The following is a 25323-nucleotide window of genomic DNA, read 5'->3' on the forward strand; positions in this document are numbered from 1 at the left end:
AGCTTGGAGCGCTCGTACGCCTTAACCGTTCAATCGATGTTGCTACAGCGTTGCTATAAGTTGTAGCTGCGAACACGTTTTCCCTATAAAATATAATTATATCAAGTGTTTGTTGCTCCAAATGTATGGGTGCAGCCAGCCCTTGAACCACCGGCTTCGCTGAGCCATCCAGACACGGACCGTGGTCGGGGCGTCCTCGAGCGTCTGACGCACGATCACATCCGAGCGATAGCCGAGGCGGTAGAGGCGCAAGCCGAGATCTGCATCCTCGGTGACGTTGAACGGATCCCATCCGCCGACGGCGCGCAATGTTTCAGTGCGGAAGTGATTGGAGGTGCCGCCGAGCGGCAACGGCAGCTTGCTCTCGGCGAGCATCGGCAGCAGGCCGCGGAACAGGCCGGAATATTCCAGGGAGAATAGCGCGCTGATCCACGAATCCCGGGCATTGGTGACGATCAGCGGTGCCTGCAGGCAGGCGATTTCCGCGGGCGAGGTTTGAAAGCGCCCGTAAGCCTCGCGAAGTTGCTGCGGATGGGGTCGGTCCTCTGCGTCATAGATCGCCAGATATTCGCCGCGCGCCGCAGCCAGCGCATAGGTGAGGGCCTTCGGCTTGGTGCGTGGATTGCACGGCGGCACCTCGACGATCTCGAAACATGGGCCGAGTGACAGCGCCTTGAGTGCCGCGATAGTCTCCTGGTCGTCCGCCTCGCAGACGAGTTTGATGTCGAGCAGCGCGGCCGGCCAGTCCAGCCGCTTGAGGCTTGCGATCAGTTGCTCGGCGACGGTGGCCTCGCGGTAGAGCGCCACCATCACCGTGTAGCAAGGAAGCGGCTCGTCTCGAACGGGCAGAGCCGGCAGCATGACCGGCGCGAAATTTTGCCGGGTGAAAGCGGCGAATCGCAGAAACAGGGACGCCAGATAGATGCATGACAGCCCGATATGCAGCAGTAGCAGCGTCGCGAGCGGCATGACGATCAGTGCAGAGACGACGGCGGCAAGGGCAAGTCCCGCATAAAACCCCTGATGCCCGGCCAAGACAATGCGCGCTGAAAAATCGGGAAAGCGGTCGAAAAGAGCGTTGACGGTGTCCTGCGCCCGTCTGCGGGCGCCGGCCTTCCAGACGGCGCCACGGACCGTCGAAGGCGTGGTTATTGCAAGGTCGCGCCCGAGGGCCGGCATGGCCGCAAGGGCTGTGCCGAGGTCGGCAAGCCTTAAGGCTTCCGGCACCACGGCCACCTGTGGAGCACGATGCCGGTGGGCGATGCGGATTTGGCTGGGCCGCTGCAATTGCGTATCGAGCAAGGGTATGTCGGTTACCAGGGACGGATCGATGGCCCCGACAAAAGGCAGGCGCAGAAAGCGCGCCATAGCTCCGTAATAGGCGGCTTCCTCGACCTGGCCGCTATGGAGCAACTCGCGTTCGATGCTGGTGCCGTTTTGCCGCGCCCTTTCGGCAAGCGTTGCAAGCAGCGGTTTGGAAAAACCGAGCGCTGAAAGGGCAATGAACTCCGGATCCGCATCCGGGACATCTTCGGCAGCCTTGTTTGCCGGTGGAGCGTGATCTTGCCACACGCCATCTTGCACCGGCGGCGATGCCGGCGGATATTCCCCTAAACGCATGACTCTGCTACACCGCCCGCAAGCGGACGCCCCAACCTGTCCCGATCTGGATCATAGCGATGCGTCTTCCGATTGCATCCCCGAAAATTAAGGGGTTCTTCAACATTCTGCAGCTTTGCCTTGCGGCTGGCGCATGGTTCACCTTTGTCTTGCCAGGCTATGCGGCCGGTGCGGGCGAAGGGTTGCCGTTGATGTTCGATGCCCGCGAGCGTCTCCCGCGGCCGGATCTTTCCAGCGTCGTCCGGCTGAGGATCCTGACGACCATCGATTTTCCGCCCTTCAACTTCGCCGATCAGACGGGCCGGCTCGCCGGATTCAATGTCGATCTCGCCCGCGAAATCTGCGCCGAGTTGAAGATCGAGGCGAAGTGCCAGATCCAGGCGCTGCCATTCGAGGAACTGGAAAAGACGCTGGAAAGCGGCGCAGGCGAGGCGGTGATGGCCGGCGTCGCGGTGACCCCGGATCGGCGTCAGCGGTTTTCCTTCTCACGCCCCTATCTCGGTGTGCCCGCCCGTTTCGCCCGCAACCTCGCCGCAAGGATCGACGGCGATACGGCGGCGGCACTTGCCGGCAAGCCGGTCGGCGTGGTCGAGGGGACTGCCCATCAGGTGATGCTGAAAGCCTTTTTCCCGAAGGTCACGGCCACCTCGTTCGAGAGCTACGAGGCGATGCTCGAGGCATTGAAGGCCGGCAAGGTGGATGCGGTCTTTTCAGATGGCCTGAGGTTGCCCTTCTGGGTTGCGGGCGAAGCTTCGGCAAAATGCTGTGCGCTCTTCGACGGCCCCTATCTTTCGGAAAAGTTCCTGGGCGAGGCATTGACCGTCATGTTCCGGAAAAACGATCCCGTGCTCGTTGCGGCTTTCGACCACGCTCTCGGCGCGCTCTCCCGCAACGGACGCTTGCAGGACATCTACCTGCGGTACTTCCCGAACGGGCTTTATTGACGGCCGGAATTCTTTCCTAAAAGCTCGCCGCGATTATTGGCTCGCCCAGATGATGCGCGCCATCCATTCCACCTCGGAAAGATCGAAGCTGCGGTTTGGATGCTCGGGATTGAGCGACATCAGCTCGACCGTACGGGCGGACTGGCGCGAGAGGACCTTGGCCATGACTTCGCCTTCTCGCGTTTTCAGGACGACGCGGTCGCCGCGCCGCACCTGTGCGCCGGGTTCCACGATCAGCACATCGCCGTCGCGATAAAGCGGCATCATCGACTCGCCTTGGACTTCAAGGGCATAGACGCCGGCCTTGCGCGAAGGATCGACCGGAAATTCCACCACGTCCCAGCCCTGGCCTGCAGGAAAGCCGCCGTCGTCGAAAAAGCCGCCCGCACCGGCCTGGGCGAAGCCGAGGAGCGGGATCGTGCCGCCCTGCGGCGGGAAATTGCCTTCCGGAAACGCCGAACGACTGGAAGAGGTCGGCAGATAGCTCATGAACTGGTCTACCGTCGCCCCGGTCGCTTCCAGCACCTTGGCGATCGATTCCGTCGAAGGCCAGCGCAGGCGCCCATCCGGCCCGAGCCGCTTCGACTTGTTGAAGGACGTGGGATCGAGACCGGCACGCCGCGCAAGACCCGACGGTGTCAGTTGATGGCGTTGGGCCAGCGTATCGATCGCGTTCCAGATCGTTTCATGTGACAGCATTTTGCCCATACCCGGCGCGCGAGACAGGGCCGGACAAACCGGCGCTCGGCGGCACCCCTTCGATCAATCTCTCCACGGCCTTCAAGCATGCTCGATGGCACGCCCAGACACTCCCGATTTTAACGGAGGACGGGCCTCGCGTAAAGGGAGGAAAGGAATAAAATCCTGCGGTATGGAGTAGGTCGGCCCTAGGCCACCAGGGCCATGTTGATCTTGCCGAGTTTGATCACCGCCTGCGTCCGGCTGTCGACGTTGAGCTTCAGCAGGATCGCCGAAACATGCGCTTTGATGGTCGCTTCGGAGACGCCGAGTTCGTAGGCGATCTGCTTGTTCAGCAAGCCTTCGCCGAGCATGGTCAGCACCCGGCTCTGCTGCGGCGTGAGCGTCTTCAGCCGATCCAGAAGTTCCGCAAGGCCGGGATCTTCCTCAGGCTGGGTGGAATCGCCCTTTGGTGCCCAGATGTCACCCTCGAGAACGGCCTGAACGCCGGTCCGGATGTCGTCGAGGCCGGAGGATTTTGAAATGAAACCGGATGCTCCGAGTTCCAGCGCGCGCCGTATCGTCGTGCAGTCGTCGCTTGCCGAGACGATAACGATCGGCAGGCCCGAGAATTCCGCCCTGAGGGACATAAGTCCGGAAAAACCGCTGACGCCCGGCATTGCCAGGTCGAGCAGCATCAGGTCTGCCTCGGGATTGGAATCGGCGGCGCGTCGCGCGGCTTCGAAATCGCCCGCCTCGATGATCAGGACTTTTTCGGCAATCCCCTGAACAGCCTGGCGCAGTGCGCCGCGAAACAGTGGATGGTCGTCTGCGATGATGATTGTGAGTGCCTGCATTCCCACGCTCCCTCCCAAGAGCATAGTTGTGCTTCTGTATCTTCGAAAGTTGTAACCTTCCGGAGCGGCGGAGACAAGTGCGGTAAATCACGTACGATTTGGTTGGGGTTTGTCCGCTTCCCGCTCGTCGATGAATTCGCCGACGATTGCCATGAAACGCCGCATGAACTTCTCCATGATGGAGAGAGACTTGTCCACTTCCTCGTCGGTGGGCAGTGCATTCGGCGGCGTCTGGCTCAACCGCTCCTCGAGCGAGGTCACCCTCTTTTCGAGTCTGTCGAGTTCCTCTTCGTAAGCCGCCCGCTCGTCCGGCTGCATGCGGCAGGTCAGTGTCCCGTTCTCCTCGCGGCAGAGCGTCATGGCGCCGGTCTTCGTATCGAGACGAACGACGCCGCTTTCGGTCCGTTCAAGCTGGAAACGGTTCTCCGGCGGCGCCTGGGCGTAGGAAGCCGCCGGAATGATGAGCGTCATGGTGAATAGTGCCAGAACCTTCATCTTTTGGTCCTCCTCAGGTGGACAAGTGCCGGGCTTTGCGGCAAACGCACCGATTATAACAGATACTCGAGAGTTCATGATGACGGATATGGTGTATAAGATCGTGCCGGAAACGCTCTGGCGCCAGGCCAAGGGTAAGAGTGCCTTCGAGGGCGCGGGTATCGATCTCCAGGACGGCTACATCCATTTGTCGACGGGGCCGCAGGCGAGGGACACGGCCAGGCTGCATTTTTCCGGCATGGCCGGCCTTGTCCTTGTGGCCGTCAACGCCCCGGCGCTCGGCGAGGCGCTGAGATACGAGCCGTCGCGTGGCGGCGATCTGTTCCCCCATCTTTACGGCCAGCTGCCTTTCTCCGCGGTGCTTTGGGAAATGCCGTTGCTGATCGGCGCCGACGGCCTGCATGCCTTTCCGGAGAAGATGCCATGATCGGCCCCTTTGCCGGACTTGCCTCGCGCAGCCTTTTCGTCTTCGACCCGGAAACGGCGCATGGGCTGTCGATCGCGGCACTGAAGACGGGTCTCGTGCCCGCCTGCCGTATTGCGAAGGATCCACGTCTTGTCCAAAAGATTGCCGGGATCACCTTTCCGAACCCGATCGGACTTGCCGCCGGTTACGACAAGAATGCGGAAGTACCGGATGCGATGTTGAAGCTCGGCTTCGGCTTTACCGAGATCGGCACGGTGACCCCGAAACCCCAGGCCGGCAACGACAAGCCGCGCATCTTCCGCTTGGTGGAGGACCGCGGCGTCATCAACCGGCTCGGCTTCAACAACGAGGGGCATGAGGCAGCGTTCGTCCGGCTGACCTCCCGCCGCAACGCGCCGGGAATCGTCGGCGTCAATATCGGGGCGAACAAGGATGCGACCGACCGCGTCGCCGACTACGTCGCCGGCATTCGCAAGTTTTATCCGCTCGCCACCTATTTCACGGTCAACATCTCCTCTCCCAATACCCCGGGCCTGCGCGACCTGCAGGCCCGCGACAGCCTGAAGACACTGCTGGAAGCCGTGCTTGCGGTGCGGGCTGAAGAAGGGCTGCGGTATGGAAAGACCGTGCCGGTCTTCCTTAAGATCGCTCCCGATTTGACTGAGGAAGGACTGGACGATATCGCCGCCGAAGCGACCTCCCATCCGCTTGACGGCCTGATCGTCTCCAATACCACGCTGGCCCGCGACGGGCTGAAGGACCAGGTCCAGGCGAAGGAGGCAGGCGGTCTTTCCGGCGCGCCGCTCTTCAAGCGGTCGACGGCGGTGCTTGCCAAGATGCGAAAGCGTGTCGGCCCGGCTCTGCCGATTATCGGGGTAGGGGGTGTCTCCAGCGCCGCGGACGCTCTTGAGAAAATTCGGGCAGGCGCCGATCTGGTGCAGCTCTATTCCTGCATGGTCTATGAGGGCCCCGGCCTGCCGGCAACGATCCTCAAGGGGCTTTCCTCGCTGCTTGACCGGGAGAAGGTTTCCTCGATCCGGGAACTCCGCGACGCCAGCCTCGATCAGTGGGCGGCGGAAAAGCTCTGACGCGCCTTGCGCGGCACCATCGCAGCGAGGAAGAAGCCGCGCATCAGCAGGAAGAGGTTGAGCGACAGCCACAGCCCGTGATTGCCGAAGAGCGGCACGAGCACGGCAAGCCCTAGGCAGTATCCGGCGAAGGAGGCGAGCATCATGTTGCGCATCTCGCGCGACCAGGTGGCACCGATGAATACGCCGTCCATCTGGAAGGCAAGTACCCCGGTCAAACCTGTCAATGCCGCCCAGCCGAGATAGGTATAGGCCGCCTGCCGCACCTCTTCGGAGGTCGTCAGCATGTCGATGATCGGCTGTCCGAACACGATGAAGAACAGTCCGACAGCGCCTGCCATGGCGAAAGACCAGAGGCCGGTCAGCTTCAGCGCCCGGTCGAAGGAGGGGCGATACCGGGCACCGACCGCCCGCCCGGCCAGCTGTTCGGCAGCCCCCGCCAGACCGTCCAGGAAGAAGGCGGAGAGCATGAAGACGTTCATCAGCACTGCATTGGCGGCGAGCGTCACCGCGCCGAAGCTGGACCCGACGCGCGTCAGCAGCGCGAACGCGCCATTCAGGATCAGCGAGCGGATCAGGATGTCGGCATTGAGCTGGAAAAGCTGTCTCAGCTTGGCGGCGTCGAAAATGTCGGCGCGGCTCGGCCTGTGGGCTGCCGAAAACTGCCTGCTGACAACGACAAGCCCGATGATGACGGCCACCGTTTCCGCCATGGCCGTCGCCCAGGCCACACCCGAAACACCCCAGCCGAGCATGAGGCCGAAAAGGATGGCGAGCACGATATTCGTACCGTTGAGGATGATTTGCAATACGAGGCCGAGCATGCCCTGGCCGCGCCCGAGCACGAAGCCGAGGATCGCGAAATTGGCGAAGGTGGCGGGGCTCGTCAGCACGCGGATGCCGAAATATTGGCGTGTCACGTCGGCGACTGCGGGATCTCCGGTCATCAATTCCGGCGCAAAAGCGAGGATCAGGGGAGAGAGCGCCAGCATGACGATGCCGAGCCCGAATGCGCTGAGCAGCGCTCGCCAGAACACCGCCTGCTGTTCGCGATGATCGCCTCGGCCGAAAGCCTGGGCCACGAGCCCGGTCGTCGAGGTGCGCAGGAAGCTCAGGCTGCCGTAGATGAGGTCGAAGAGGATGGCGCCGATCGCCAGCCCGGCGAGCGCCTCGGCATTTCCGAGCTGGCCGACGACGGCGGTATCCGTAAGACCGAGCAGCGGCGTCGTGAGAAAACCGAGCGTCATGGGGATCGCGATGCCGAGCACCAGCCGGTGCGTCACGTCGAACGGCTTGGCGGCCTGCCCTTCTGGCCCGCGATCCTCCATCGATTAACCCGAAAGGACCATGGCCCAATAGGTGCGGCTGTCACCGGCGCGCGCCACGGCTACGCCGAGCCCCCTGAAGGAACCGAGCATGTTTTCGAGATGTTTGGGAGAGTCGATCCAGGCCTGCACGGCGGCGTTTACCGAATCCTGACCGCTGGCGATATTTTCAGCGGCCGGCAGCGCCACGTCGTTGCGCTTCATTCTTGAGCCGAAATCGTCGCCGAAGCCGATCAGGTGTTTCATCTTTTCGGCTTTTGCCATGCGGATGGCCTGCTGCGCGGCAGCCTTGCGCGCCGGCGTATCGAGAGTGAGCGTCGCGAGGGAGCGGCTCTGTCTCAGCTTGTTGACCATCGGCAGCGCCGCTTGCGTTTCGTCCTCGGCACCGGCCGTCGGGGTGAGAACCGAAGTCGTGGAACAGCCGGCTAGCAGCAGTCCCATTCCTGAGAGCACGAGAAAACCCCGGCGGGAAGAAAGATGGAAACCGGTCATGTCAGCGGCGGTAGCTCAGCAGGCGCAGGATCACGAAGATCGGAATGACGATGATCGCGCCCAGCACAAGATAGTTGCCGACCCGGCCGAGAGCCCTGAAGCCGTTGTACCAGAGGTCCAGAAACCAATAGCGGATCGTGTCGACGATATTGTCCGGCGTGAAGCCGAAAAACGCCAGTACGAAACCCACGATGAGGCACACGACGATCAGCTTGATGATCGTGCGACCCGGCGTATCGCCCAGGAACCTGTTCATCCCGTCCGCCATCCTTGTCTGTCTCCGAATTGCCTGAAACGCATACCCGCGGCTCGTCTGCGCCGCAAGCGCCTTGGCCTCGTCAAATAGAACTTGAGTTTTTTTGTGGCTTCGGCAAAGAACCCGCGACCCTTGGGAGCCGATCATGTCCGCCAGCCAGTTCTCCTCCGGCGATGTGATCGCCGACCGCCGTGCCGATTATGCCCGCATGCTGGCGGAGGCGGGCGATTTCGCTGCCGCGGCGGAACTCATCGAGCAGGCTCTGGAACTCGTCCCCGGCTGGGCCGCGGGCTGGTTCCGGCTCGGCGAATATCGTGAGAAGGCCGGACTTGCGCCAGCCGTAGATGCCTATCGCCAGGCGCTTGATCTTCAGCCGGACGATATCTTCGGCGCAAGATTGAAGCTCGCGCTGCTCGGTGCCGAGGAGATGCCGGCCCAGCCACCGAGTCGCTATGTCGAGGGCCTGTTCGACGATTATGCCGACCGGTTCGACACGGCCCTGGTAGAGAAGTTGAATTACTCGGTTCCCGGCAAGCTCGCGGCGCTGGTCGCGCCTTATGCTCCCTTTGCGAACACCGTTGATCTCGGCTGCGGCACGGGCCTGTTCGGCGCCGAGATCCGTAGTCACACGAAGCATCTCGAAGGCTTCGATCTCTCCTTGAATATGCTCGCCAAGGCAGACGCAAAGGGCCTCTATGACCGTCTCGGCCAATCGGATCTCAGCCTTTCTCCGGAACTATCCGGCCTCTTTTCCGGCAATCTCGCCGAGCATCGCGCCGATCTTGTTTCGGCTGCCGACGTGCTGATGTATCTCGGCTCGCTGGAAACCGTCTTCCCGCTGGTTCTCGAACTGCTCTCATCCGCGGGCCTCTTCGCTTTTTCCGTCGAGGATGCAGGCGGGGAGCAGTCTTTCGTTCTCCGGGATTCACTGCGTTATGCCCATTCCGAAGCCTATATCCGTTCCCTTCTGGACCGCTACGGTTTTGAAATTCTGGGGCTGGAAAAGACCGCGATCCGCATGGACGCCGGCAAACCGATCCATGGCATCCTCTTTCTGTCGCGAAAGCCCGCCTGACCGAATATTTCTTGCTTTTTTCGCTCCCGCCACATCCCCGCTTGAACAGGCTTGATGACGGTTTTATTGCAGTGCAATATCGCTGAAAATGAAGGGGTCGGAATTGGCTGGGCAGCAAAAGCAGGTTCAAAGAAAAAGCCTCGGTTTTTATAGCACCGACCCCTCGCAGCATACGGCTCTCGAAGACGGTCAGGGGCTTTTGACGGGCGCCATGGTCGCTGCCCTCGGCTTCTATTTCCTGAACAAGGTCGGCCTGCTCACCGGCGGCACGGCAGGCGTTGCTTTTCTTCTGCACTATGCCCTGGGTATTTCCTTCGGCCTCCTGTTCTTCATCGTCAACCTGCCGTTCTACTATCTTTCGTTTCGCCGGCTCGGGCTGGCCTTCTCGGTGAAGACCTTCATCGCGATCGGCCTCGTGTCCCTGATCTCTGAAATCGAAGGCCGCTTCTTTTTGATCGATTACATCAGCCCCTTCTGGGCGGCGCTGCTCGGCGGCCTGCTTCTCGGCTATGGTCTCCTGGCACTTTACCGCCACAGGGCGAGCCTCGGCGGCGTCGGCATTCTGGCGATCTACATTCAGGACCGGTTCGGCATCCAGGCCGGGCTCATCCAGCTCGCCTTCGACCTCTGCGTCATGCTCTGTGCCTTTGCCGTCGTGAGCCCGATGACGGTTGCCTGGTCCGTGGTCGGCGCCGTCGTTCTCAACCTTTTCCTGGCCATCAATCACCGCTCCGACCGCTATATCGTCGTGCGGTGATTACGAAGGCCGGGAGGATCAGGCGGCCTTGGCCGGCTGGTCGATCGGGTGGAGGGCGCGGAAGCCGACGCAGAGCCGGTTCCAGACATTGATCACGCCGATCGCGACGGTGATCTTCATCATGTCTTCTTCCGAGAAATGCGCCTTCAACACCTCATAGGCGCTGTCCGGAACATGCGTGTCGGCAACCCTGGTGACCGCATCCACCCAGGTCAGAAGGGCACGTTCCTTCTCGTCATAGATCGGCGATTCCTCCCATACGCTCATCATGTTGATCCACTGCTCGGAAAGCCCGTCGTGCCGGCTTTCCTTGACATGCATGTCGACGCAATAGGCGCAGTGATTGATGATCGAGGCCCTGAGCTTGATCAGGTGGATGAAGCGGCGCTCCAGGCCGGATTTCTGCACGTAGTTTTCCAGATCAAGAACGGCCTTGTAGGCATCCTGCGAGGCCTTGGCGAAGTTCAAACGAGGCTGCATTGGTCTTCTCCTTGGGTTGTGGCCGTCTCAGCGGGCCGTTCTGCGTTCATGGATTTCGAGGAAGGCGCAGCCGCGTGCGGCAATCCCGCCGTCGTCGGTGGCTTCCAGATCCGCCAGGATGTCGGCAATCGACACCTTGGCGAGTTCGGCGCGATAGGCCTTTTCGGCCTTCAGCATCGCGGCATTGATACCGCAGGGTTTGGCGAAATATCGCCCCGGCAGCGGGTTCGGCCCCCGCTGGCGGATTTCGGCGCAGCGAAAAGCCGGCGCAGGCCCTTCCACCGCCAGCACGATGTCGAGCAGCGTGATTTCCTTCGGCCTCTTCGCCAGCCGATAGCCGCCCTTCGGACCGGGCACGGTGCTGACCAGACCGGCGCCTGAAAGCGCCTGCAGATGTTTCAGCAGATAGCTCGTCGATACGCCGTGAAATTCCGCCAGGGCCGCGGCCGAAAGCACGCCGCCTTCGGAAACGCCCGAAAGCATGGTCATGCAATGGATCGCCTGTTCGATGCCTTCGCTGAGTTTCATCATTCACTCCATATCGCGGATATTTTTTATCCATGATTATGTCCCGGCGTCAAGACACTTCTTTTTCGCCTGTTCGCGACTACCTTATCGGCGTGGATATCGTCGAAACCTCATCTTCCGGCCGTGATGCCGCGCTTCTGCCCCGGCCGTTCCTGAAATGGTTCGCCGAAAAGGGCTGGCAGCCGCGCGCCCACCAGCTCGAATTGCTTTCGCGTTCCACCGCCGGCGAGAACATGCTGCTGATCGCACCGACCGGGGCCGGCAAGACGCTTGCAGGTTTCCTGCCCTCGCTCACCGATCTCACCCGTCGCGGCAAAATTCCGCCCGGCTCGGCCTTCACCGGCATCCACACGCTCTACGTTTCGCCGCTGAAGGCGTTGACGGTGGATATAGAGCGCAATCTGATGAAGCCGGTGACGGAGATGGGCCTGTCCGTCACCGTCGAAAATCGCACCGGCGACACACCGCAGGCCAAGCGCCAGCGCCAGAAGCTCAATCCTCCGGATATATTGCTGACCACGCCGGAACAGGTAGCGCTTCTCCTTGCGAACAAGGAGGCGGAACGCTTCTTCAAGGACCTGAAATATGTGGTGCTGGACGAGTTGCATTCGCTGGTCACCTCGAAGCGCGGCCACCTTCTGTCCCTCGGGCTCGCCCGCATCCGCCGCCATGCGCCAAAGGTGCAGACCATCGGTCTCTCGGCAACGGTCTCCGACCCGATGGATCTGCAGCGCTGGCTCGTCCCGCAAGGTGAAGATCCGGCGCCTCCTGCCGGCCTAGTGCATGTCATAGGCGGCGCGGCACCCGACATCACGATCATGAAGACCGAGGACCGCATTCCGTGGTCCGGCCACGTTTCGACCTATGCCATGCCGGAGGTCTATGATGAGATCAAACGTCACAAGATGACGCTGATCTTCGTCAATACCCGCTTTCAGGCGGAACTTCTCTTTCAGACGCTCTGGACGATCAACGACGATAATCTGCCGATCGCGCTTCACCACGGCTCGCTCGATGTCGGCCAGCGCCGCAAGGTAGAGGCCGCGATGGCGGCGAACAAACTGCGCGCCATCGTCGCTACCTCGACGCTCGACATGGGCATCGATTGGGGTGATGTCGATCTCGTCGTGCATGTCGGTGCGCCAAAGGGTGCCTCGCGGCTCGCCCAGCGTATCGGCCGCTCCAATCACCGCATGGACGAGCCGTCCAAGGCGATCCTGGTGCCCGCCAACCGTTTCGAGGTGATGGAATGTCAGGCGGCGCTTGATGCCAATTATCTCGGCGCACAGGATACGCCGCCGGTGGGCGAGGGCGCGCTCGATGTTCTCGCCCAGCATGTGCTCGGCATGGCCTGCGCCGAACCCTTCGATCCGCTCGAACTCTACGATGAGATCATTTCAGCCTCGCCCTATGCGGGTCTCTCCTGGGAAATGTTCGAGCGCGTCGTCGATTTTGTCGCGACCGGCGGTTATGCGCTGCGCTCCTACGAGCGATATGCCAAGATCAGGAAGACCAAGGACGGCCGCTGGCGCGTTTCCAATCCACAGGTGGCGCAGCAATACCGGCTGAATCTCGGCACGATCATCGAGGCGACCGAACTCAACGTTCGGCTCGTCCGCCGCGGCGCCAATGGTGCGGTTGGGCGCGGAGGAATGTCGCTCGGCAAGGTAGAGGAGTATTTTCTTGAGCAGCTCGTGCAGGGCGATACCTTCCTGTTTGCCGGCAAGGTGCTGCGCTTCGAAGGCATCCGCGAGAACGAGTGCCTCGTGTCCAACGCCTTCTCGCTGGATCCGAAGATACCGGCTTATGCCGGCGGCAAATTTCCGCTCTCCACCTATCTCGCCGATCAGGTGCGCGGCATGCTCGCCGACCCGGATCGTTGGTCGGTGCTGCCGGATCAGGTCCGCGACTGGCTCAATATCCAGCGCGAGCGCTCCATGCTGCCGAAAAAGGATGAACTCCTGATCGAGACTTTTCCGCGTGGAAAACGCTTCTTCATGATCGCCTATTGTTTCGAAGGGCGCTTGGCGCATCAGACGCTCGGCATGCTGCTCACCCGCAGGCTGGAAAGGGCAGGGGCGAGGCCACTCGGTTTCGTGGCGACGGATTATTCGCTGGCCGTCTGGGGCTTGAACGACATCGGCGCGATGATCAAGTCACGGCGTCTCAGCCTCTCCGACCTGTTCGACGAGGACATGCTGGGCGACGATCTGGAGGCTTGGCTCAATGAAAGCTATATGCTGAAGCGCACCTTCCGCAATTGCGCCGTGATTTCCGGTTTGATCGAGCGCCGTCATCCGGGCAAGGAAAAGACCGGGCGACAAGTCACGGTCTCGACCGATCTCATCTACGACGTCCTCAGAAGCCACGAGCCGGATCACATCCTGCTGGAGGCCACAAGGCGGGATGCGGCGTCCGGGCTTTTGGATTTGAGCCGTTTAGGCGATATGCTTAAGCGAATCAGGGGGCACATCACCCACCGCGATCTCGACCGGGTTTCGCCGCTTGCCGTTCCCATCATGCTGGAGATCGGCAAGGAGTCCGTGCCGGGCGAGGCGCACGATGCGGTGCTGCAGGAGGCCGCCGAAGAGCTGATCGCGGAGGCTCTCGCATGACGCCTCGCGCATTGTTGAAAGATTTGGAATTGATGCATCGCCTCGCTTTGGCGCGAACGATTTCAGGGGGAATGGCCCCCACCGGTGCGGAAGAGATCGTCGTCAACGGCGTCCTTGCCGTCTGCGATCCGCTTGGCGGTCTTTATCTGCCGGAAACCGGCACGCTCGTCGTCTCCGACCTGCATCTTGAAAAGGGAGCCGCCTTTGCCCGCCGAGGCATGATGCTGCCGCCCTACGACACGGTCGCGACCCTCAACATCTTGGCCGCCGTCATCACCCGCTACGATCCGAAGGTCGTCGTTTCGCTCGGCGACAATTTCCATGACCGCAAGGGCTCGGCACATCTTGTCTCAGAGCATCGTGCGCTGATCACCGGCATGGCGCGCGGCCGCGACTGGATCTGGATCAACGGCAACCACGATCCAGATGGCACGGTTGATCTGCCCGGCACTTGCGCCGACGAGCTGGTTTATGGTGGCCTCGTTTTCCGGCACGAACCGAGCCTGATTTCCGGCAAGGGCGAAATCGCCGGCCACCTGCATCCGTCTGCCACCGTCCGCCGCCGCGAAAAATCGGTCCGCCGCCCGTGCTTTGCGAGTGATGGCAGCCGCCTGCTGATGCCGGCTTTCGGCGTGCTCGCCGGTGGTCTCGATCTTCGCCACAAGGCGATGCACGGCCTCTTCGATCGCGAAGCGCTTGTCGCCCACCTGCTGGGCCGCGACCGCATCTATTCGGTTCGCTACGCCAACCTGACCGGCTGATTAGCGATAGACCAGCACCGGCGTCTTGGAATGCGCCAGCACCTTCATGGTTACGCTGCCGAGCATGAAGGCCTTGAAGCCGGACCGGCCGTGCGACGCCATGGCGATGATGTCGCAATGATATTTCTCGGCAGTCTCGACGATGGTGCCTGCCGGATCCAGGCTCATCAGCTTCAAGGTGTCGCAAGCGACCATGCGTTGCTTGGCCACTTGGGTTGCATCGGCCAGGATGCCGTCGGCCGCATTGTTGTTGCTTTGATCGTAGGCCGCATAGGCGGCTTCGAGACCGGTCGGGTTGACAGTCATGACCTGCAGCGGCTCCATGACGACAAGCACCGTGGCTTCCGCTCCGATCTCGCGGGCGAAATCGAGGGACTTTTCGAGCGCCTGCGTGGAAAGCGCTGATCCGTCGGTCGGGATGAGAACGTGTTTATACATCTGAGGCCTCCATGTTTTGGGATAGTATGGCCGCCCAACGCGATCTTACATTGATATCGCGCAATTCCGGTGGAAGAGGGAGGCGGGCTCGCTATCTGCCCAGGGATTTACTCCATCCCGCAGCCAGCAAAGCGTATCGCGCCAGAAGCCATCGCGATGTCGGGAGTGGAACAGGCTGAAATGCCCTATTTCCCGAAGTCCGTAATGTGCGGGCGACAGCAGGACTTGCTGTACGGCGGCATTGCGATAGTAACCGAGCGTCCGCTGGACTGCCGCCGGCGTTCCGATGTCGTCGTCTTCCACCGCCACGGCAAGGATCGCGGCCCTGTTTGCTTCGAACCGTTTGAGCACGTCCCGGCGTTCCGCCGCAGGGTGGGTGAGTTCCATTCTCGCGCGGCGAAAGCTCCATTCGTTGGCGACGCCCGCCGGCAGGTCCTCCAGCCAGCCGAGCCGCTTTCCCGGGAAGTAGCCGAACAGTGCCGTCAGCGCCGGCATGGCCAAATGCCATTTGAAAAACAGCCGCATGCGATGGCCCGCCGCATAATCGGGCCAATAGGCATATTGCGCGCCCATGGTCAGCATCCGGTCGATGCGCTCCGCCTTCGGTGAAAGCCCGGGCAGATAGCCGCCGATGCTGTGGCCGACGACGTGAAGCGGTTGGCCGGGGCGGACCAGATCCATATGCCGGAGCGCGGCGTCGAAATCCTGTTCGCCCCATTCCCGCCAGCGATAACCGCAGCCTCTCAGTGTCACAGGCCGGGAGAGGCCGATTCCGCGATAGTCATAGGTCAGGACGTCGAAGCCCTCCCGGCTCAGGAAGTCCGCGTAATAGTGGTAGTAACGCGCGAGCACGCCCGTGGCCGGATTGATGATGACGCTCGCAACCGCCGACCCTTGGGCTGGCCAGAAATGGCCGTGCAGCGCGATGCCGTCGCGGCAAGTCAGGCTAACCGCTTCGCCGGCTGGACGCCCTCTTGGTGTTGCGCTGACGTCCGCGATGTCAGCGGTCTCCGCGGATTGGCTGTCGGGCATTGGTAATTCCTCCAGAGAGGAGGATATTCACCGCGGTTTGCAACGCAATAAGCCAAAGGGAGAAGACAAGGCCTTCAGGAATGCAATTACGGGGGAGAAAGGCCGGTCAACCGAAACAGGCCTTTCATTTCATCCGCCATCTCAAACGGCCTTCCCCACCTCGTAGTTGAGGATCACGGCGCCATTGGCCGCTATGCTGGACGAGATCAGCTTCAATTCCGTCTGCTGCCCGGTTTGCTTGAAAAGGGGATTGCCCGAGCCGAGCAGGACCGGTGCGATGCAGATGCGATATTCGTCCACCAGGCCCTCCTTCATCAGCGAGGCGACCAGTTCGGCGCTGCCGAAGATGAAGATCGTCTTGCCCTCTTCGGCTTTCAGCTTCTTCAGTTCGGCGGCGGGATCGCTGACGACCCGCGTATTGTTCCACGCGGCCTCCTTCAGCGTCTTGGAGACTGCGAGCTTGGCAATGTTGTTCATGTAGTTCTTGGTCTTGTCGCCTTCTTCGGCCGTCGGCCAATAGGCTGCCATGCCTTCATAAGTTTTGCGCCCGAAGACCAGCAGGTCGCCCTGCTCTCCGAATTGCTCCGAAAGTTTTTCGAGCTCCGGACCCCAGGCATAGTTGTGAAAGGCTAGGTCCCAGGGCTTCTCGCCTTCGAAATAACCATCGAGCGTCATCAGGTTCCAAGCCACCAGCTTTCTCATGTCCATTCCTCCATCGTTAAAACCAGTTGCGATTAGCAATTGGTTGAAAGTTAGCCAAACTGATTTTATATTGCAAGCAGTTTGGAGAGAAAAATGCAAGACACCTATCGCTCGGGTTGCCCGATCAACCTCACGCTGGAAGTACTGGGCGACCGCTGGAGCCTGATCGTCATTCGCGACATCATGTTCGGCAACCGCCGGCATTTCCGCGAACTGCTGCAGAATTCGGAAGAAGGGATCGCTTCCAATATCCTGGCCGACCGCCTGAAGCGGCTGGTGGAGCGGGGACTGCTCTCCCGCGAGGATGACCCGAGCCACAAGCAGAAGGGGATCTACAGCCTTACCGAAATGTCCATTCGCCTCGTACCCATCTTCGCGGAAATGGGCACTTGGGGCCGGCATTTCATGCCGGTATCGGAAGAGCTGTCGATCCGGGCTCAGCTTCTGGAAGAGGGGGGTCGGCCGCTCTGGGAGGACTTCATGGAGGAGTTGCGCGTGCTGCATCTGCATGCGCCGCGCGATCCTTCCAAACCCTCCGTGTTCGATCGGTTACGCGTCGCCTATCTCGAGGTTGTCGCCCGCAACAAGGCGGCCGCGGCTGCCGCCGAGTGATCAATCCTTGCGGAACAGCAGGCTTGCGCCCCAACCGGTGACGACTGCGATCAGGACGCAGAGGAAACCGTAGGCGAACGGCCGCTCGTGGGCTGCGTCGGTGATCGCCTGTTCGATGCCGGTCTTCACCACCCTGAGCGGCAGCTCGCGCTGGGCAATCAGCTGCCCGCCCTTGAACAGGTAGGCGCGCACCATGTGGATTCCGTCCGGAATGTTGGCGGGCAGCTTCAGCGACGCCCGGAAGAGGCTGGACGAGACGAATTGCACCCCGCTCGTGTCCCGCTGGTAGAGGCCGTTCGCCAGCTTCAGGCGCCGATAGGCGTCCCGGAACTCTCTGATCGATCCGGAATCTGAAATATATCCGACCGGGTTCAGCGGCATATGCGCAATACCCACGCCGATATTGTTGAGACTCGGTGCCTCGTCGATGCTGTCGATCTGGCGCGTGCTGGCGAGCGAATAGCTTTCCGGCACCTGTTCGAAGGTCATCGACTCGGTGTTCATCCAGATGCCGAAGACTCGCTCCTTGCGGCGCACCGTCGCATAGTCCCGCGGGCCTTCCAGCGTCACGACGACGTCATACTGGCCGATGGCCAGGAACAGTTCGTCCGCATTAGTGAGAGCGCCGAAGATCGTCAGATCCGCTCCGCGGAAGTCGGAAGCAATCGCGATTTCGCTCGTCGAGGTTCCGATTTCGAGCCCTTCCTTCACCGTCGATGCTTCGCCCATCGGCACCTGCGCCAGTGCCGGCGCAGCGAACCCCAGGAGAGGGACGAGAAGGAGGGTGCGAAGCAGCCGGCGCATCAGTAGGAAAGCCCCCCGACCGCGACCGAATAGATCTCCTCCGGCGTCACGATGAGGCCGATCGCCAGACGGATGCCGACGGCGAGAACGAGAAGTGCCAGCAGGGCGCGCAGCTGCTCGCCGCGCAGCTTTTGCCCGACGCGCACGCCGTATTGTGCTCCGATCACGCCGGCGACCATCAGGATCGTCGCCAGCACGATGTCGACGGAGTAGTTGGTGGCAGCCTGCACCATGGTCGTATAGGCCGTGACGAAAATGATCTGGAAGAGCGAGGTCCCGACGACCACGCTGGTCGGGATGCGCAGGAGATAGATCATCGCCGGCACCATGATGAAACCGCCGCCGACACCCATGATCGAGGTCAGCACGCCGATGCCGAAGCCCAGCGCGACGACCGGAATGGCGCTGAGATAGATCTTCGATTTCTTGAACCGCATCTTGAGCGGAAGCCGGTGCACCCAGTTGTGCTGGCCGGGGCGCTTGAGCGGCAGCTGCTCCTTGTTCCTGGCGCGGCGCAAGGCCCGCAGGCTCTCCTGCAGCATCAGCGCGCCGATCGTGCTGAGCAGCACGACGTAGAGGATCGAAATGAACAGGTCGAGCTGACCGACCCGACGGAGCCACGAAAACACCCAGACCCCCGCCGTGGCGCCGGCGAGACCTCCGACCAGCAAGACGCAGCCGAGTTTCATGTCCAGCGTGCCGCGCCGGAAATGCGTGATTGCTCCGGAAATCGAAGAAGCCACGACCTGGTTTGCGCCGGTCGCCACCGCCACCACCGGCGGAATGTTGTAGAAGATCAGCAGCGGTGTGATCAGGAAGCCGCCGCCCACGCCGAACATGCCGGAGAGGAAGCCGACGGCTGCGCCCATGCCGAGAATGATGAAAATGTTCACCGACAGCTCTGCGATCGGCAGGTAAACAGTCACGGCCGAACCCCGACAAGGCAAAAAAACGCGACACCCCGCGGGCAGCTCGCGATGTGGCTATCCGCCCGCTGCGGTGATGGGAAATCAATCTCACATGCCGCGTGAACGGAGCATGAAGGGCTTCATCCGTCATGCTCCCAGGCACCGCACGAGTCAAACCGCAAGTGTCGGATAAGGCGGCAGGTTTACCGTTTTCGCGACGGCGTGATGAATATGCCGCTTCTCCTCAAGTCCGGTCAGGTAAGTCGAGTTACTTGTTGCGCGCCAGGAGTTCCTTCACCAGCGCGTCGTTGATCTTGCCGTTCGGCTCCTGGCCGACGGAAGTCTGGAAGGCCTTGATGGCCGAAACCGTCTTGGCGCCCATCTTGCCGTCCGGCGTGCCGGCGTCGAAGCCGTTCTTGCTGAGGATCGCCTGGATGTTGCGGATCGCCTTTTCCATGTCGACGGAAGCGGTGGTGAGCGGTTTGCCCGAGGCCCATTCGTCGGGCAGACTGACCGAGTTCGCCTTGGGATCGAGCGGCGTCACCTTCCAGCGATCGACCTTGGCGCGGGCGCTTTCGAGTTGCTCCTTGCGCATGGCGTTCGCCACCTCGTCGCGCTTCTGTGCCGCATCCTTGTCGCCGTCCTTGGCGGCGACTGCGAACCATTTGTAGGATTCCTCGAGATCCTGCTTCACGCCGTTGCCGCGGGCATAGAGGATCGCGAGGTTGAACTGGCTGTCGGAGACGCCGAGATCGGCGGCCTTGCCGAACCATTCGACGGCAGCGGGATAATCCGCCTGGCCTGCGGCTCCCGAAGCATAGAGGACCGCGAGATTGTGCATGGCGCTCGCATTGCCGGCCTCTGCCGCCTGTTTGTAGTAGTTGAGCGCCTTGTTGAGGTCGCGGGTAACGCCGGTACCTTTTTCAAAGAGATTGGCGAGCCGGTATTGTGCCGGGGCAAGGCCGCGGTCGGCGGCGAGCTTGTACCAGTTGACGGCTTCCGAAAGGTCGGCCTTGGCGCCGCGTCCTTCGGTGAAGCGGGCGCCGATCTCGAAGAGCGCATTGGGATCGCCGGCTGCGGCGGCATCGGCGAGCGACTTGGGGGCGAGACCGGCCGGAACCGCGATCTGCGCCTCCGCCTGTGCCTTCTCGGGCGGAGTGAACCCGCCGGTCGCTTCGACCGGGGTGCCGGCCGGCTGCACTGCGGAAATCTCGCCTGCCGTGGGTTGCGGATCGGTAAGGTGGCTGCCGGCGTCGATCTGCCGGGGAGGCTCCGCGGCTGCGGGCCGCGGGGCGTCTGGCTCGGCGCCGTCGGTTGCGGGCTGGGTCTGGATCGCCGAGGTGTCGCTGCGGCCGGTGACATTGGCAGGTGCCGCAGGCTGGGACGGTGCTTCGATCCTCGCGGCAGGCGTCTCGGGTGCTTTCGCGCCGCTGGTGAACGTCTTGGCAAGCGGCATCGCCATCAGAGCCAGAAGCACGGCACCGACAGCCATCAGGATCGGGCGGCGGTGCCGGGAAAGCAGGCTTCCGATGCCGCCGGATGAAGGTTGTGCCGCTTTGCGCATGTCCTTGGCCGGCGAGACGGGCTTTGCGGGATCGGCTTCCTGCGCGGCTACCTTGGCGGCGCGCCGAGCCGCTGCGATATAGTCCGCTTTGGCGGTACCGCTCGCCCGGTCTCCGTCGAAGTCGCCGGCTGCCTGGCTGGCGCGGACCCGCTCCAGGATTTTCTTCACGTCCGGGGCGCCCGAGCCCGGCTCCAGCAAATCGTTCTCGTGGTCGAGCGGCAAAACGTTGGACGGGTCGATCGACGGCGTCGGGTCGATGAGGGCGCGCGTGTTTTTAGGTGCCTGGTCTTTTTGGCCGGGCAGGAAGCGGCGCGAAAGTTCGGTCAGCAGGCTCGGCTTGGCAGCTTTCTCGGGCGTCGCGGCCTTCGACTCGGCGCGGTCCGCGTGCAGCATCACGTCCGCTTCCTGAGCGTCGTCGACGATCGCTTCGCGGGTGCCGAAGGTTGCGGCCTGCGCTCTTGCCTCGGCGATCTCCTCGTCCGCCATCTCCACCGGTGCGACGGCAAGCGGCGTCGCTGCCGGCATGACGGCGGCGCGGCGAACTTCCTGTGGTGCCGGCTCGGCATATTGGCGCTGGGGTTCCGCGTGGGCCGCAGCCGCCAGCCGCTCGTCCATGCCGTCCAGGCGGTCGGCAATCTGTACCAGCGTGCCGTGCAGGGCTTCGAACGTCTGGTGGGTTCTCTCCTCGGAGCTGCGCGTCAGGTCCTCCAGATGCCGCAGATCGTCGGCAAGCGCGGAAAGTGCCGCCATATCGGAGGCCGCAACGGGGCTGCCCGCCGCCGTGTTGCGGGAATAGACCTCGACCACCGCCTCGGCGGCCTGACGGGCGGCTTCGATGATATATTCGTCGTTGGTCGCCATGTAACCTTCGATCGCGCTCATGCGGTCATCGAAATCGGCGGGCAGGGCGCCGGCGGCCGGCTGAGGCTGGCTGATGAGAGCGGAAAGATGGGCGATCTGGTCTTCGAGATTGCGCAGAGCGCTTTCGTCGCCCCGCGGGGCGGTCGTCGCTTCATCCAGACGTGCGGCGATGTCGCTCAGCCTGTCCTCGATCCGTCCGAAGGCTGTCTGGTCTGGTGCCGGCTGATTACGCGGCTGGAAATCCATTTCCTCGATCCGGCGGGCCAGGTAATCGAGCCGCTCGGCAAGCACGTCGTTGACCGTGCCCTGTTCCAGCCCGTCGATCTTGCGGGATATGTCGGCGAGATGGTCGGAGAGGTCGGATTGCTGAATGGGCCTGTGCGACTGTTCCATGAGCAGAGAAAGCTGCTCAAGTCGCTCCTCCAGCCGCATACCGGCCTGTTCGTCCGAAAGTTCCTCGATGCGAACCGTCAGGGCCTCGATGCGGGCCGATAGCGCCTCGGTCGGATCGGGCCGGCGGCTGGTCGCCTGGGCCATCGTCTCGATCTGGTCGGAGAGCACGTTGATCCGGCCTTCGAGCCGCTGCAGGAACGACTGGTCGATGGAAGCCGCCGCGGAAGCTCGGCCGCCGACGGCGATGGCGCGGCTGATCTCGTCGAGCCGCTGGTCGAGGCTCGCGAACTGTTCGGCAATGATCGCGTCATTCGGCTGCATGCGCGAACCGAGCTGCTCCATGGCGCTCGCCACCGCGATCAGCTTCTGTTCGAGCGCTCGGATGGCCGGGCTGTCGCTCATTTCGCCGAGCTGGCTCTTGATGTCGTCGATGCGATAGGCCAGCGCGATCAGCTCTTCGCGAAGAGCCGCCGAATCAAGATCGTGCATCCGCTCTTCAAGACCCTGCCAATGGCTTTCCATCCGGCGAACCGAGTCTTCGCGGGCAAGCCCTTCCATGACCGAGCGCAGCTCTTCGAATTCAGTTCGCAGGCCGGCAGCCTCCGGCGTTGCCTGATACCCGAGCTGGTCGATGCTTCCGGCAAGCCGGGCAAGATCGCTGCGCAGATCGTCTGCGAACCGCTGATCCTCGGCAATCGACCGGATTGACCGGATCTCGCCGCGAAGCGCGTTCATCTCCCGCGCCACGCCCTCGGAAATATCCTGTTTCAGGTCCTGTCGAAGGCTGATCAGTGCCTGGGCAATGTCCCGAAGACTGTCGGTTTGCGTCGGCTGGGGCGCTTGCGGACGTGGTTGAGGCACGGCCCGCCGTGCCTCTTCGCGCAGAGGGCGCGTCTCCGGGTAACGAGCCGGTTCGGCGCGGAATGCCGGACGATCGGATGGCCTATGCGCTTCCGGCGGCCGGATCTCGTTGCGGCGGGGCTCGGCATAACGGGGCTCCTCGCGCCGCCGCTCGGGCGTAGGCACACGTTCCGGCCGGGTGCCGCGCTCGCGTCCGGCATCCAGCATCCGCTGCCGCTCGCGGATCTCGGCAAGCGGGTCGTTGGAGAAGGTCGGCGTACGATGGGGAGCGGCTGGGGCCGTACGCGGTTCGGAGGCCCGCACTTCCTGCCGCGGATCACGATAGTCGCCGGTCTTCGGCTTGGGCCCTTCGCGGCCCTTTCCAGACATCAGTCCTTCGATACGAGCCTCCAGCCCTTCGATGGTGCGGTTCAACGCATCCAGGGAGGAGCGGTCGCCATGACGGTGAGAGGTCGATCGTGATCCGGTCATTTGCTCGCTCGTTTCGACGTTGGTCCTGCAAGCTCTCGCCAGGGCCGGCCGGAGTGCTCTCCTCCGTCAATTCAGCCGCATGTTCGAGATCGCCTGCGCAGGACTTGCCATTCGGCGGACGTGGCATCCCTTGCGGATGAATGCTCTACGTCGTGCCAAGGTCCACTATTTCCCGAAACGTGGTAAACAAGCCGTTAATCCGGCCGAAAATTTTAACCTTTTTGGCGTCCATGGCCTCTTTTGTCGTGATGCTCTTTCGCCTGCTCGCCCTATCTTCCCACGTCTCCCATCCAGCCTCGCGATCGCTTGAGGTATTAACCGGATGTCGGAAGGGTAGGAGGAACTTGACGTCGCGACGAAAAATCCCGTTGTTCACATTTGACGTTTACGCAAACGTCAATTATTTATGCTAGCGGAATTGCGGGCCCGCCAAGAGCCGAAGGCCCGGGACGAGGATATGGAGGAAGCTCGACCATGCCAGTGTACAAGGCGCCGGTAAACGATACGCTTTTCATCTTGAACGACGTGCTGGGGCTGGAGCGCTACGGCAACCTTCCGGGTTTTGCCGATGCCACGCCCGATATGCTGGAAGCAATCATCGGCGAAGCCGCAAAGGTGGCGGAGGATGTTCTCTTTCCGCTGAACCTTTCCGGCGACCAGGAAGGCTGTACCCGCCACGATAACGGTACCGTCTCGGTGCCGAAGGGTTTCAAGGAAGCTTATGACCAGTATTGCCAGGCGGGCTGGATCGGTCTTGCCGTGCCGGAAGAATTTGGCGGTCAGGGTCTGCCCTACACGCTGCATGCGGCCGTCGGCGAATACATGTCGTCCGCCAATATGTCGCTGATGATGTATCCGGGCCTTACCCAGGGCGCGATTGCTGCGATCCTCGTACATGGTTCGGAAGAGCAGAAACAGACCTACCTGCCTAAGATGGTCGAGGGCACCTGGTCCGGTACCATGAACCTCACGGAGCCCCATTGCGGCACCGATCTCGGTCTTCTGCGCACCAAGGCCGTACCGCAGGCCGATGGCTCCTACAAGATTTCCGGCCAGAAGATCTTCATCTCCGCCGGCGAACACGGCATGACCGACAACATCGTGCATCTGGTTCTCGCCCGCATCGAAGGTGCGCCCGATGGCACCAAGGGCATCTCGCTGTTCATCGTGCCGAAGTTCATGGTCAAGGGCGACGGTTCGCTCGGCAAGCGCAACGGCGTGACCTGCGGTGCCATCGAGCACAAGATGGGCATCCACGGCAACTCGACCTGCGTCATGAACTATGACGAGGCGACCGGTTATTTGATCGGCGCCGAAAACAAGGGTCTCGCGGCCATGTTCGTGATGATGAACGAGGCACGCCTCGGCGTCGGGCTTCAGGGCCTCGCCATTGCCGAAACCGCCTATCAGAATGCCGTTATGTACGCTCGCGAGCGCATTCAGGGCCGTTCGCTTTCCGGTCCCAAGGCGACGGACAAGAAGGCCGATCCGATCATCGTCCATCCGGATATCCGTCGCTCGCTGATGACGATCCGCGCATTCAACGAGGCTGGCCGCGCCTTCCTGCTCTGGACGGCGCTGAAGTCGGACATCGCCCACCGCTCGGAAGACGCGGCCGAACGGCAGAACGCCGACGACCTGCTTGGTCTCGCGACCCCCATCCTCAAGGGCGTCATGACCGACAAGGGCTTCGACCACGCCGTCATGGCCCAGCAGGTCTTCGGCGGCCATGGCTATATCGAAGAGCACGGCATGAGCCAGTATGTGCGCGATGCCCGCATCACCATGATCTACGAGGGCGCCAACGGCATCCAGGCACTCGATCTCGTCGGCCGCAAGCTGGCGCTGAACGGCGGCCGCGCCGTCATGGCCTTCTTCAAGGAGATCGGTGATTTCTGCGAGGAAAACCGCGCCGACGAGCAACTGGCTCCCTTCACCAAGGCGCTCAAGAAGGGCTTGAATGACCTGCAGGCCTCCACCATGTGGTTCATGCAGAACGCGATGGCCAAGCCCGACAATGCCGGCGCCGGTTCCACCGACTACATGCACCTCTTCGGCCTCGTGACGCTGGGCTACATGTGGGCGAAGATGGCCAAGGCCGCGCAGGAACGTATCGCCGCCGGAGATGCCCGCGCCGACTACCTGAAGAACAAGCTGGTGACGGCGAAGTTCTTCATGGAGAAGATCATGCCGGAAACGACCACGCGGAAAGCCCGCATCGAGGCCGGCGCCGACAGCCTGATGGAACTCGCGGCCGAGGCGTTTTGAGTTTCCGCTTC

24 protein-coding genes are annotated in these 25323 nt (G+C 62.2%); 9 read left to right on the top strand and 15 right to left on the bottom strand.

The window, feature by feature from the left end:
- Positions 1 to 96 precede the first annotated feature (96 nt).
- Positions 97 to 1620, bottom strand: a complete 1524-nt coding sequence (locus C5L13_RS00795) for a glycosyltransferase family 2 protein (protein WP_105381370.1) — start codon at positions 1618 to 1620, stop codon at positions 97 to 99.
- Positions 1621 to 1679: 59 nt separating this feature from the next.
- On the opposite strand from C5L13_RS00795, the gene C5L13_RS00800 reads away from it, so the two are divergent.
- Positions 1680 to 2564, top strand: a complete 885-nt coding sequence (locus tag C5L13_RS00800; RefSeq protein WP_105381371.1) for a transporter substrate-binding domain-containing protein — start codon at positions 1680 to 1682, stop codon at positions 2562 to 2564.
- Positions 2565 to 2597: 33 nt separating this feature from the next.
- Here the strand turns inward: C5L13_RS00800 and C5L13_RS00805 are convergent, their stop codons facing one another.
- The 3 genes from C5L13_RS00805 to C5L13_RS00815 all read right to left on the bottom strand — a co-directional run bounded on the left by C5L13_RS00805 (position 2598) and on the right by C5L13_RS00815 (position 4594).
- Positions 2598 to 3263: a S24 family peptidase gene (locus C5L13_RS00805; RefSeq protein ID WP_105382016.1), complete on the bottom strand. Its 666-nt coding sequence runs from the start codon at positions 3261 to 3263 to the stop codon at positions 2598 to 2600.
- A 188-nt stretch (positions 3264 to 3451) separates the two neighbouring features.
- Positions 3452 to 4099, bottom strand: coding sequence for a response regulator (locus tag C5L13_RS00810; protein ID WP_105381372.1), 648 nt, complete (start codon positions 4097 to 4099; stop codon positions 3452 to 3454).
- 87 nt (positions 4100 to 4186) lie between these two features.
- Positions 4187 to 4594, bottom strand: coding sequence for a hypothetical protein (locus C5L13_RS00815; protein WP_105381373.1), 408 nt, complete (start codon positions 4592 to 4594; stop codon positions 4187 to 4189).
- A gap of 76 nt (positions 4595 to 4670) precedes the next feature.
- Here C5L13_RS00815 and C5L13_RS00820 point away from each other — a divergent pair, with 76 nt between their 5' ends.
- A complete protein-coding gene (locus C5L13_RS00820) occupies positions 4671 to 5021 on the top strand; it encodes a DUF952 domain-containing protein (protein ID WP_105381374.1) in 351 nt (116 codons plus the stop codon).
- Positions 5018 to 6109 carry a quinone-dependent dihydroorotate dehydrogenase gene (locus tag C5L13_RS00825; RefSeq protein WP_105381375.1) on the top strand — a complete coding sequence of 364 codons (1092 nt, stop codon included), beginning with the start codon at positions 5018 to 5020 and terminating at the stop codon, positions 6107 to 6109. Before C5L13_RS00820 ends, C5L13_RS00825 begins: the two co-directional genes overlap by 4 nt.
- Here C5L13_RS00825 and C5L13_RS00830 read toward each other — a convergent pair.
- Genes C5L13_RS00830 through C5L13_RS00840 form a run of 3 tightly spaced genes read right to left on the bottom strand, consistent with a single transcriptional unit; the run spans position 6085 to position 8194 of the window.
- Positions 6085 to 7437, bottom strand: a complete 1353-nt coding sequence (locus C5L13_RS00830; RefSeq protein WP_105381376.1) for an MATE family efflux transporter — start codon at positions 7435 to 7437, stop codon at positions 6085 to 6087. The two genes, C5L13_RS00825 and C5L13_RS00830, sit on opposite strands and share 25 nt — an antisense overlap.
- Before the next feature lie 3 nt (positions 7438 to 7440).
- The gene (locus C5L13_RS00835; protein ID WP_105381377.1) at positions 7441 to 7926 is read right to left on the bottom strand and encodes a CAP domain-containing protein; all 486 of its coding nucleotides are present in this window, start codon (positions 7924 to 7926) and stop codon (positions 7441 to 7443) included.
- A 1-nt stretch (position 7927) separates the two neighbouring features.
- On the bottom strand, positions 7928 to 8194 hold the full coding sequence (locus C5L13_RS00840; RefSeq protein ID WP_105381378.1) for a DUF6460 domain-containing protein: 267 nt from the start codon (positions 8192 to 8194) through the stop codon (positions 7928 to 7930).
- A 133-nt stretch (positions 8195 to 8327) separates the two neighbouring features.
- Here C5L13_RS00840 and C5L13_RS00845 point away from each other — a divergent pair, with 133 nt between their 5' ends.
- Positions 8328 to 9257 (top strand): class I SAM-dependent DNA methyltransferase, encoded by a 930-nt coding sequence (locus C5L13_RS00845; RefSeq protein ID WP_105381379.1) that lies wholly within the window; start codon positions 8328 to 8330, stop codon positions 9255 to 9257.
- A 103-nt stretch (positions 9258 to 9360) separates the two neighbouring features.
- Positions 9361 to 10014, top strand: coding sequence for a YitT family protein (locus C5L13_RS00850; protein ID WP_245423199.1), 654 nt, complete (start codon positions 9361 to 9363; stop codon positions 10012 to 10014).
- 18 nt (positions 10015 to 10032) lie between these two features.
- On the opposite strand, the gene C5L13_RS00855 is transcribed toward C5L13_RS00850, so the two are convergent.
- Together C5L13_RS00855 and C5L13_RS00860 are read right to left on the bottom strand one after the other, a co-directional pair.
- Positions 10033 to 10494 carry a carboxymuconolactone decarboxylase family protein gene (locus C5L13_RS00855; RefSeq protein WP_105381381.1) on the bottom strand — a complete coding sequence of 154 codons (462 nt, stop codon included), beginning with the start codon at positions 10492 to 10494 and terminating at the stop codon, positions 10033 to 10035.
- A 27-nt stretch (positions 10495 to 10521) separates the two neighbouring features.
- Entirely contained in the window at positions 10522 to 11022 is a 501-nt protein-coding gene (locus C5L13_RS00860) for an RrF2 family transcriptional regulator (RefSeq protein WP_105382017.1), read from the bottom strand.
- 32 nt (positions 11023 to 11054) lie between these two features.
- Here C5L13_RS00860 and C5L13_RS00865 point away from each other — a divergent pair, with 32 nt between their 5' ends.
- Together C5L13_RS00865 and pdeM are read left to right on the top strand one after the other, a co-directional pair.
- A complete protein-coding gene (locus C5L13_RS00865) occupies positions 11055 to 13637 on the top strand; it encodes a ligase-associated DNA damage response DEXH box helicase (protein ID WP_245423200.1) in 2583 nt (860 codons plus the stop codon).
- A gap of 32 nt (positions 13638 to 13669) precedes the next feature.
- A complete protein-coding gene (gene pdeM, locus C5L13_RS00870; RefSeq protein WP_105382019.1) occupies positions 13670 to 14398 on the top strand; it encodes a ligase-associated DNA damage response endonuclease PdeM in 729 nt (242 codons plus the stop codon).
- Here pdeM and C5L13_RS00875 read toward each other — a convergent pair whose 3' ends face one another.
- The 3 genes from C5L13_RS00875 to C5L13_RS00885 form a co-directional block, all read right to left on the bottom strand.
- Complete coding sequence (locus C5L13_RS00875; protein WP_105381382.1) at positions 14399 to 14836, bottom strand: universal stress protein; 438 nt, start codon at positions 14834 to 14836, stop codon at positions 14399 to 14401.
- Between the two features lie 45 nt (positions 14837 to 14881).
- Positions 14882 to 15868, bottom strand: a complete 987-nt coding sequence (locus C5L13_RS00880) for an alpha/beta hydrolase family protein (RefSeq protein ID WP_105381383.1) — start codon at positions 15866 to 15868, stop codon at positions 14882 to 14884.
- A gap of 141 nt (positions 15869 to 16009) precedes the next feature.
- Entirely contained in the window at positions 16010 to 16570 is a 561-nt protein-coding gene (locus tag C5L13_RS00885; RefSeq protein ID WP_105381384.1) for a dihydrofolate reductase family protein, read from the bottom strand.
- Between the two features lie 93 nt (positions 16571 to 16663).
- Between C5L13_RS00885 and C5L13_RS00890 the strand changes: the two genes are divergently transcribed.
- A complete protein-coding gene (locus C5L13_RS00890; protein WP_105381385.1) occupies positions 16664 to 17182 on the top strand; it encodes a winged helix-turn-helix transcriptional regulator in 519 nt (172 codons plus the stop codon).
- Here C5L13_RS00890 and C5L13_RS00895 read toward each other — a convergent pair whose 3' ends face one another.
- The 3 genes from C5L13_RS00895 to C5L13_RS00905 form a co-directional block, all read right to left on the bottom strand.
- The gene (locus C5L13_RS00895) at positions 17183 to 17986 is read right to left on the bottom strand and encodes a TIGR02186 family protein (RefSeq protein ID WP_105381386.1); all 804 of its coding nucleotides are present in this window, start codon (positions 17984 to 17986) and stop codon (positions 17183 to 17185) included.
- Positions 17986 to 18912, bottom strand: coding sequence for a sulfite exporter TauE/SafE family protein (locus C5L13_RS00900; RefSeq protein WP_105381387.1), 927 nt, complete (start codon positions 18910 to 18912; stop codon positions 17986 to 17988). Before C5L13_RS00900 ends, C5L13_RS00895 begins: the two co-directional genes overlap by 1 nt.
- A 250-nt stretch (positions 18913 to 19162) precedes the next feature.
- On the bottom strand, positions 19163 to 23044 hold the full coding sequence (locus C5L13_RS00905) for an SEL1-like repeat protein (protein ID WP_105381388.1): 3882 nt from the start codon (positions 23042 to 23044) through the stop codon (positions 19163 to 19165).
- 474 nt (positions 23045 to 23518) lie between these two features.
- Between C5L13_RS00905 and C5L13_RS00915 the strand changes: the two genes are divergently transcribed.
- Complete coding sequence (locus C5L13_RS00915) at positions 23519 to 25312, top strand: acyl-CoA dehydrogenase C-terminal domain-containing protein (protein ID WP_105381390.1); 1794 nt, start codon at positions 23519 to 23521, stop codon at positions 25310 to 25312.
- Positions 25313 to 25323: the final 11 nt, after the last annotated feature.

This window comes from Neorhizobium alkalisoli (assembly GCF_002968635.1).
Classification (GTDB): domain Bacteria; phylum Pseudomonadota; class Alphaproteobacteria; order Rhizobiales; family Rhizobiaceae; genus Neorhizobium; species Neorhizobium alkalisoli.

Bases quoted from the DNA above. Each gene is read 5' to 3' on its own strand.
- C5L13_RS00795 (WP_105381370.1), bottom strand. From the start codon at position 1,620: ATGCGTTTAGGGGAATATCCGCCGGCATCGCCGCCGGTGCAAGATGGC.
- C5L13_RS00800 (WP_105381371.1), top strand. From the start codon at position 1,680: ATGCGTCTTCCGATTGCATCCCCGAAAATTAAGGGGTTCTTCAACATT.
- C5L13_RS00805 (WP_105382016.1), bottom strand. From the start codon at position 3,263: ATGCTGTCACATGAAACGATCTGGAACGCGATCGATACGCTGGCCCAA.
- C5L13_RS00810 (WP_105381372.1), bottom strand. From the start codon at position 4,099: ATGCAGGCACTCACAATCATCATCGCAGACGACCATCCACTGTTTCGC.
- C5L13_RS00815 (WP_105381373.1), bottom strand. From the start codon at position 4,594: ATGAAGGTTCTGGCACTATTCACCATGACGCTCATCATTCCGGCGGCT.
- C5L13_RS00820 (WP_105381374.1), top strand. From the start codon at position 4,671: ATGATGACGGATATGGTGTATAAGATCGTGCCGGAAACGCTCTGGCGC.
- C5L13_RS00825 (WP_105381375.1), top strand. From the start codon at position 5,018: ATGATCGGCCCCTTTGCCGGACTTGCCTCGCGCAGCCTTTTCGTCTTC.
- C5L13_RS00830 (WP_105381376.1), bottom strand. From the start codon at position 7,437: ATGGAGGATCGCGGGCCAGAAGGGCAGGCCGCCAAGCCGTTCGACGTG.
- C5L13_RS00835 (WP_105381377.1), bottom strand. From the start codon at position 7,926: ATGACCGGTTTCCATCTTTCTTCCCGCCGGGGTTTTCTCGTGCTCTCA.
- C5L13_RS00840 (WP_105381378.1), bottom strand. From the start codon at position 8,194: ATGGCGGACGGGATGAACAGGTTCCTGGGCGATACGCCGGGTCGCACG.
- C5L13_RS00845 (WP_105381379.1), top strand. From the start codon at position 8,328: ATGTCCGCCAGCCAGTTCTCCTCCGGCGATGTGATCGCCGACCGCCGT.
- C5L13_RS00855 (WP_105381381.1), bottom strand. From the start codon at position 10,494: ATGCAGCCTCGTTTGAACTTCGCCAAGGCCTCGCAGGATGCCTACAAG.
- C5L13_RS00860 (WP_105382017.1), bottom strand. From the start codon at position 11,022: ATGAAACTCAGCGAAGGCATCGAACAGGCGATCCATTGCATGACCATG.
- C5L13_RS00865 (WP_245423200.1), top strand. From the start codon at position 11,055: ATGATTATGTCCCGGCGTCAAGACACTTCTTTTTCGCCTGTTCGCGAC.
- pdeM (WP_105382019.1), top strand. From the start codon at position 13,670: ATGCATCGCCTCGCTTTGGCGCGAACGATTTCAGGGGGAATGGCCCCC.
- C5L13_RS00875 (WP_105381382.1), bottom strand. From the start codon at position 14,836: ATGTATAAACACGTTCTCATCCCGACCGACGGATCAGCGCTTTCCACG.
- C5L13_RS00880 (WP_105381383.1), bottom strand. From the start codon at position 15,868: ATGCCCGACAGCCAATCCGCGGAGACCGCTGACATCGCGGACGTCAGC.
- C5L13_RS00885 (WP_105381384.1), bottom strand. From the start codon at position 16,570: ATGAGAAAGCTGGTGGCTTGGAACCTGATGACGCTCGATGGTTATTTC.
- C5L13_RS00890 (WP_105381385.1), top strand. From the start codon at position 16,664: ATGCAAGACACCTATCGCTCGGGTTGCCCGATCAACCTCACGCTGGAA.
- C5L13_RS00895 (WP_105381386.1), bottom strand. From the start codon at position 17,986: ATGCGCCGGCTGCTTCGCACCCTCCTTCTCGTCCCTCTCCTGGGGTTC.
- C5L13_RS00905 (WP_105381388.1), bottom strand. From the start codon at position 23,044: ATGACCGGATCACGATCGACCTCTCACCGTCATGGCGACCGCTCCTCC.
- C5L13_RS00915 (WP_105381390.1), top strand. From the start codon at position 23,519: ATGCCAGTGTACAAGGCGCCGGTAAACGATACGCTTTTCATCTTGAAC.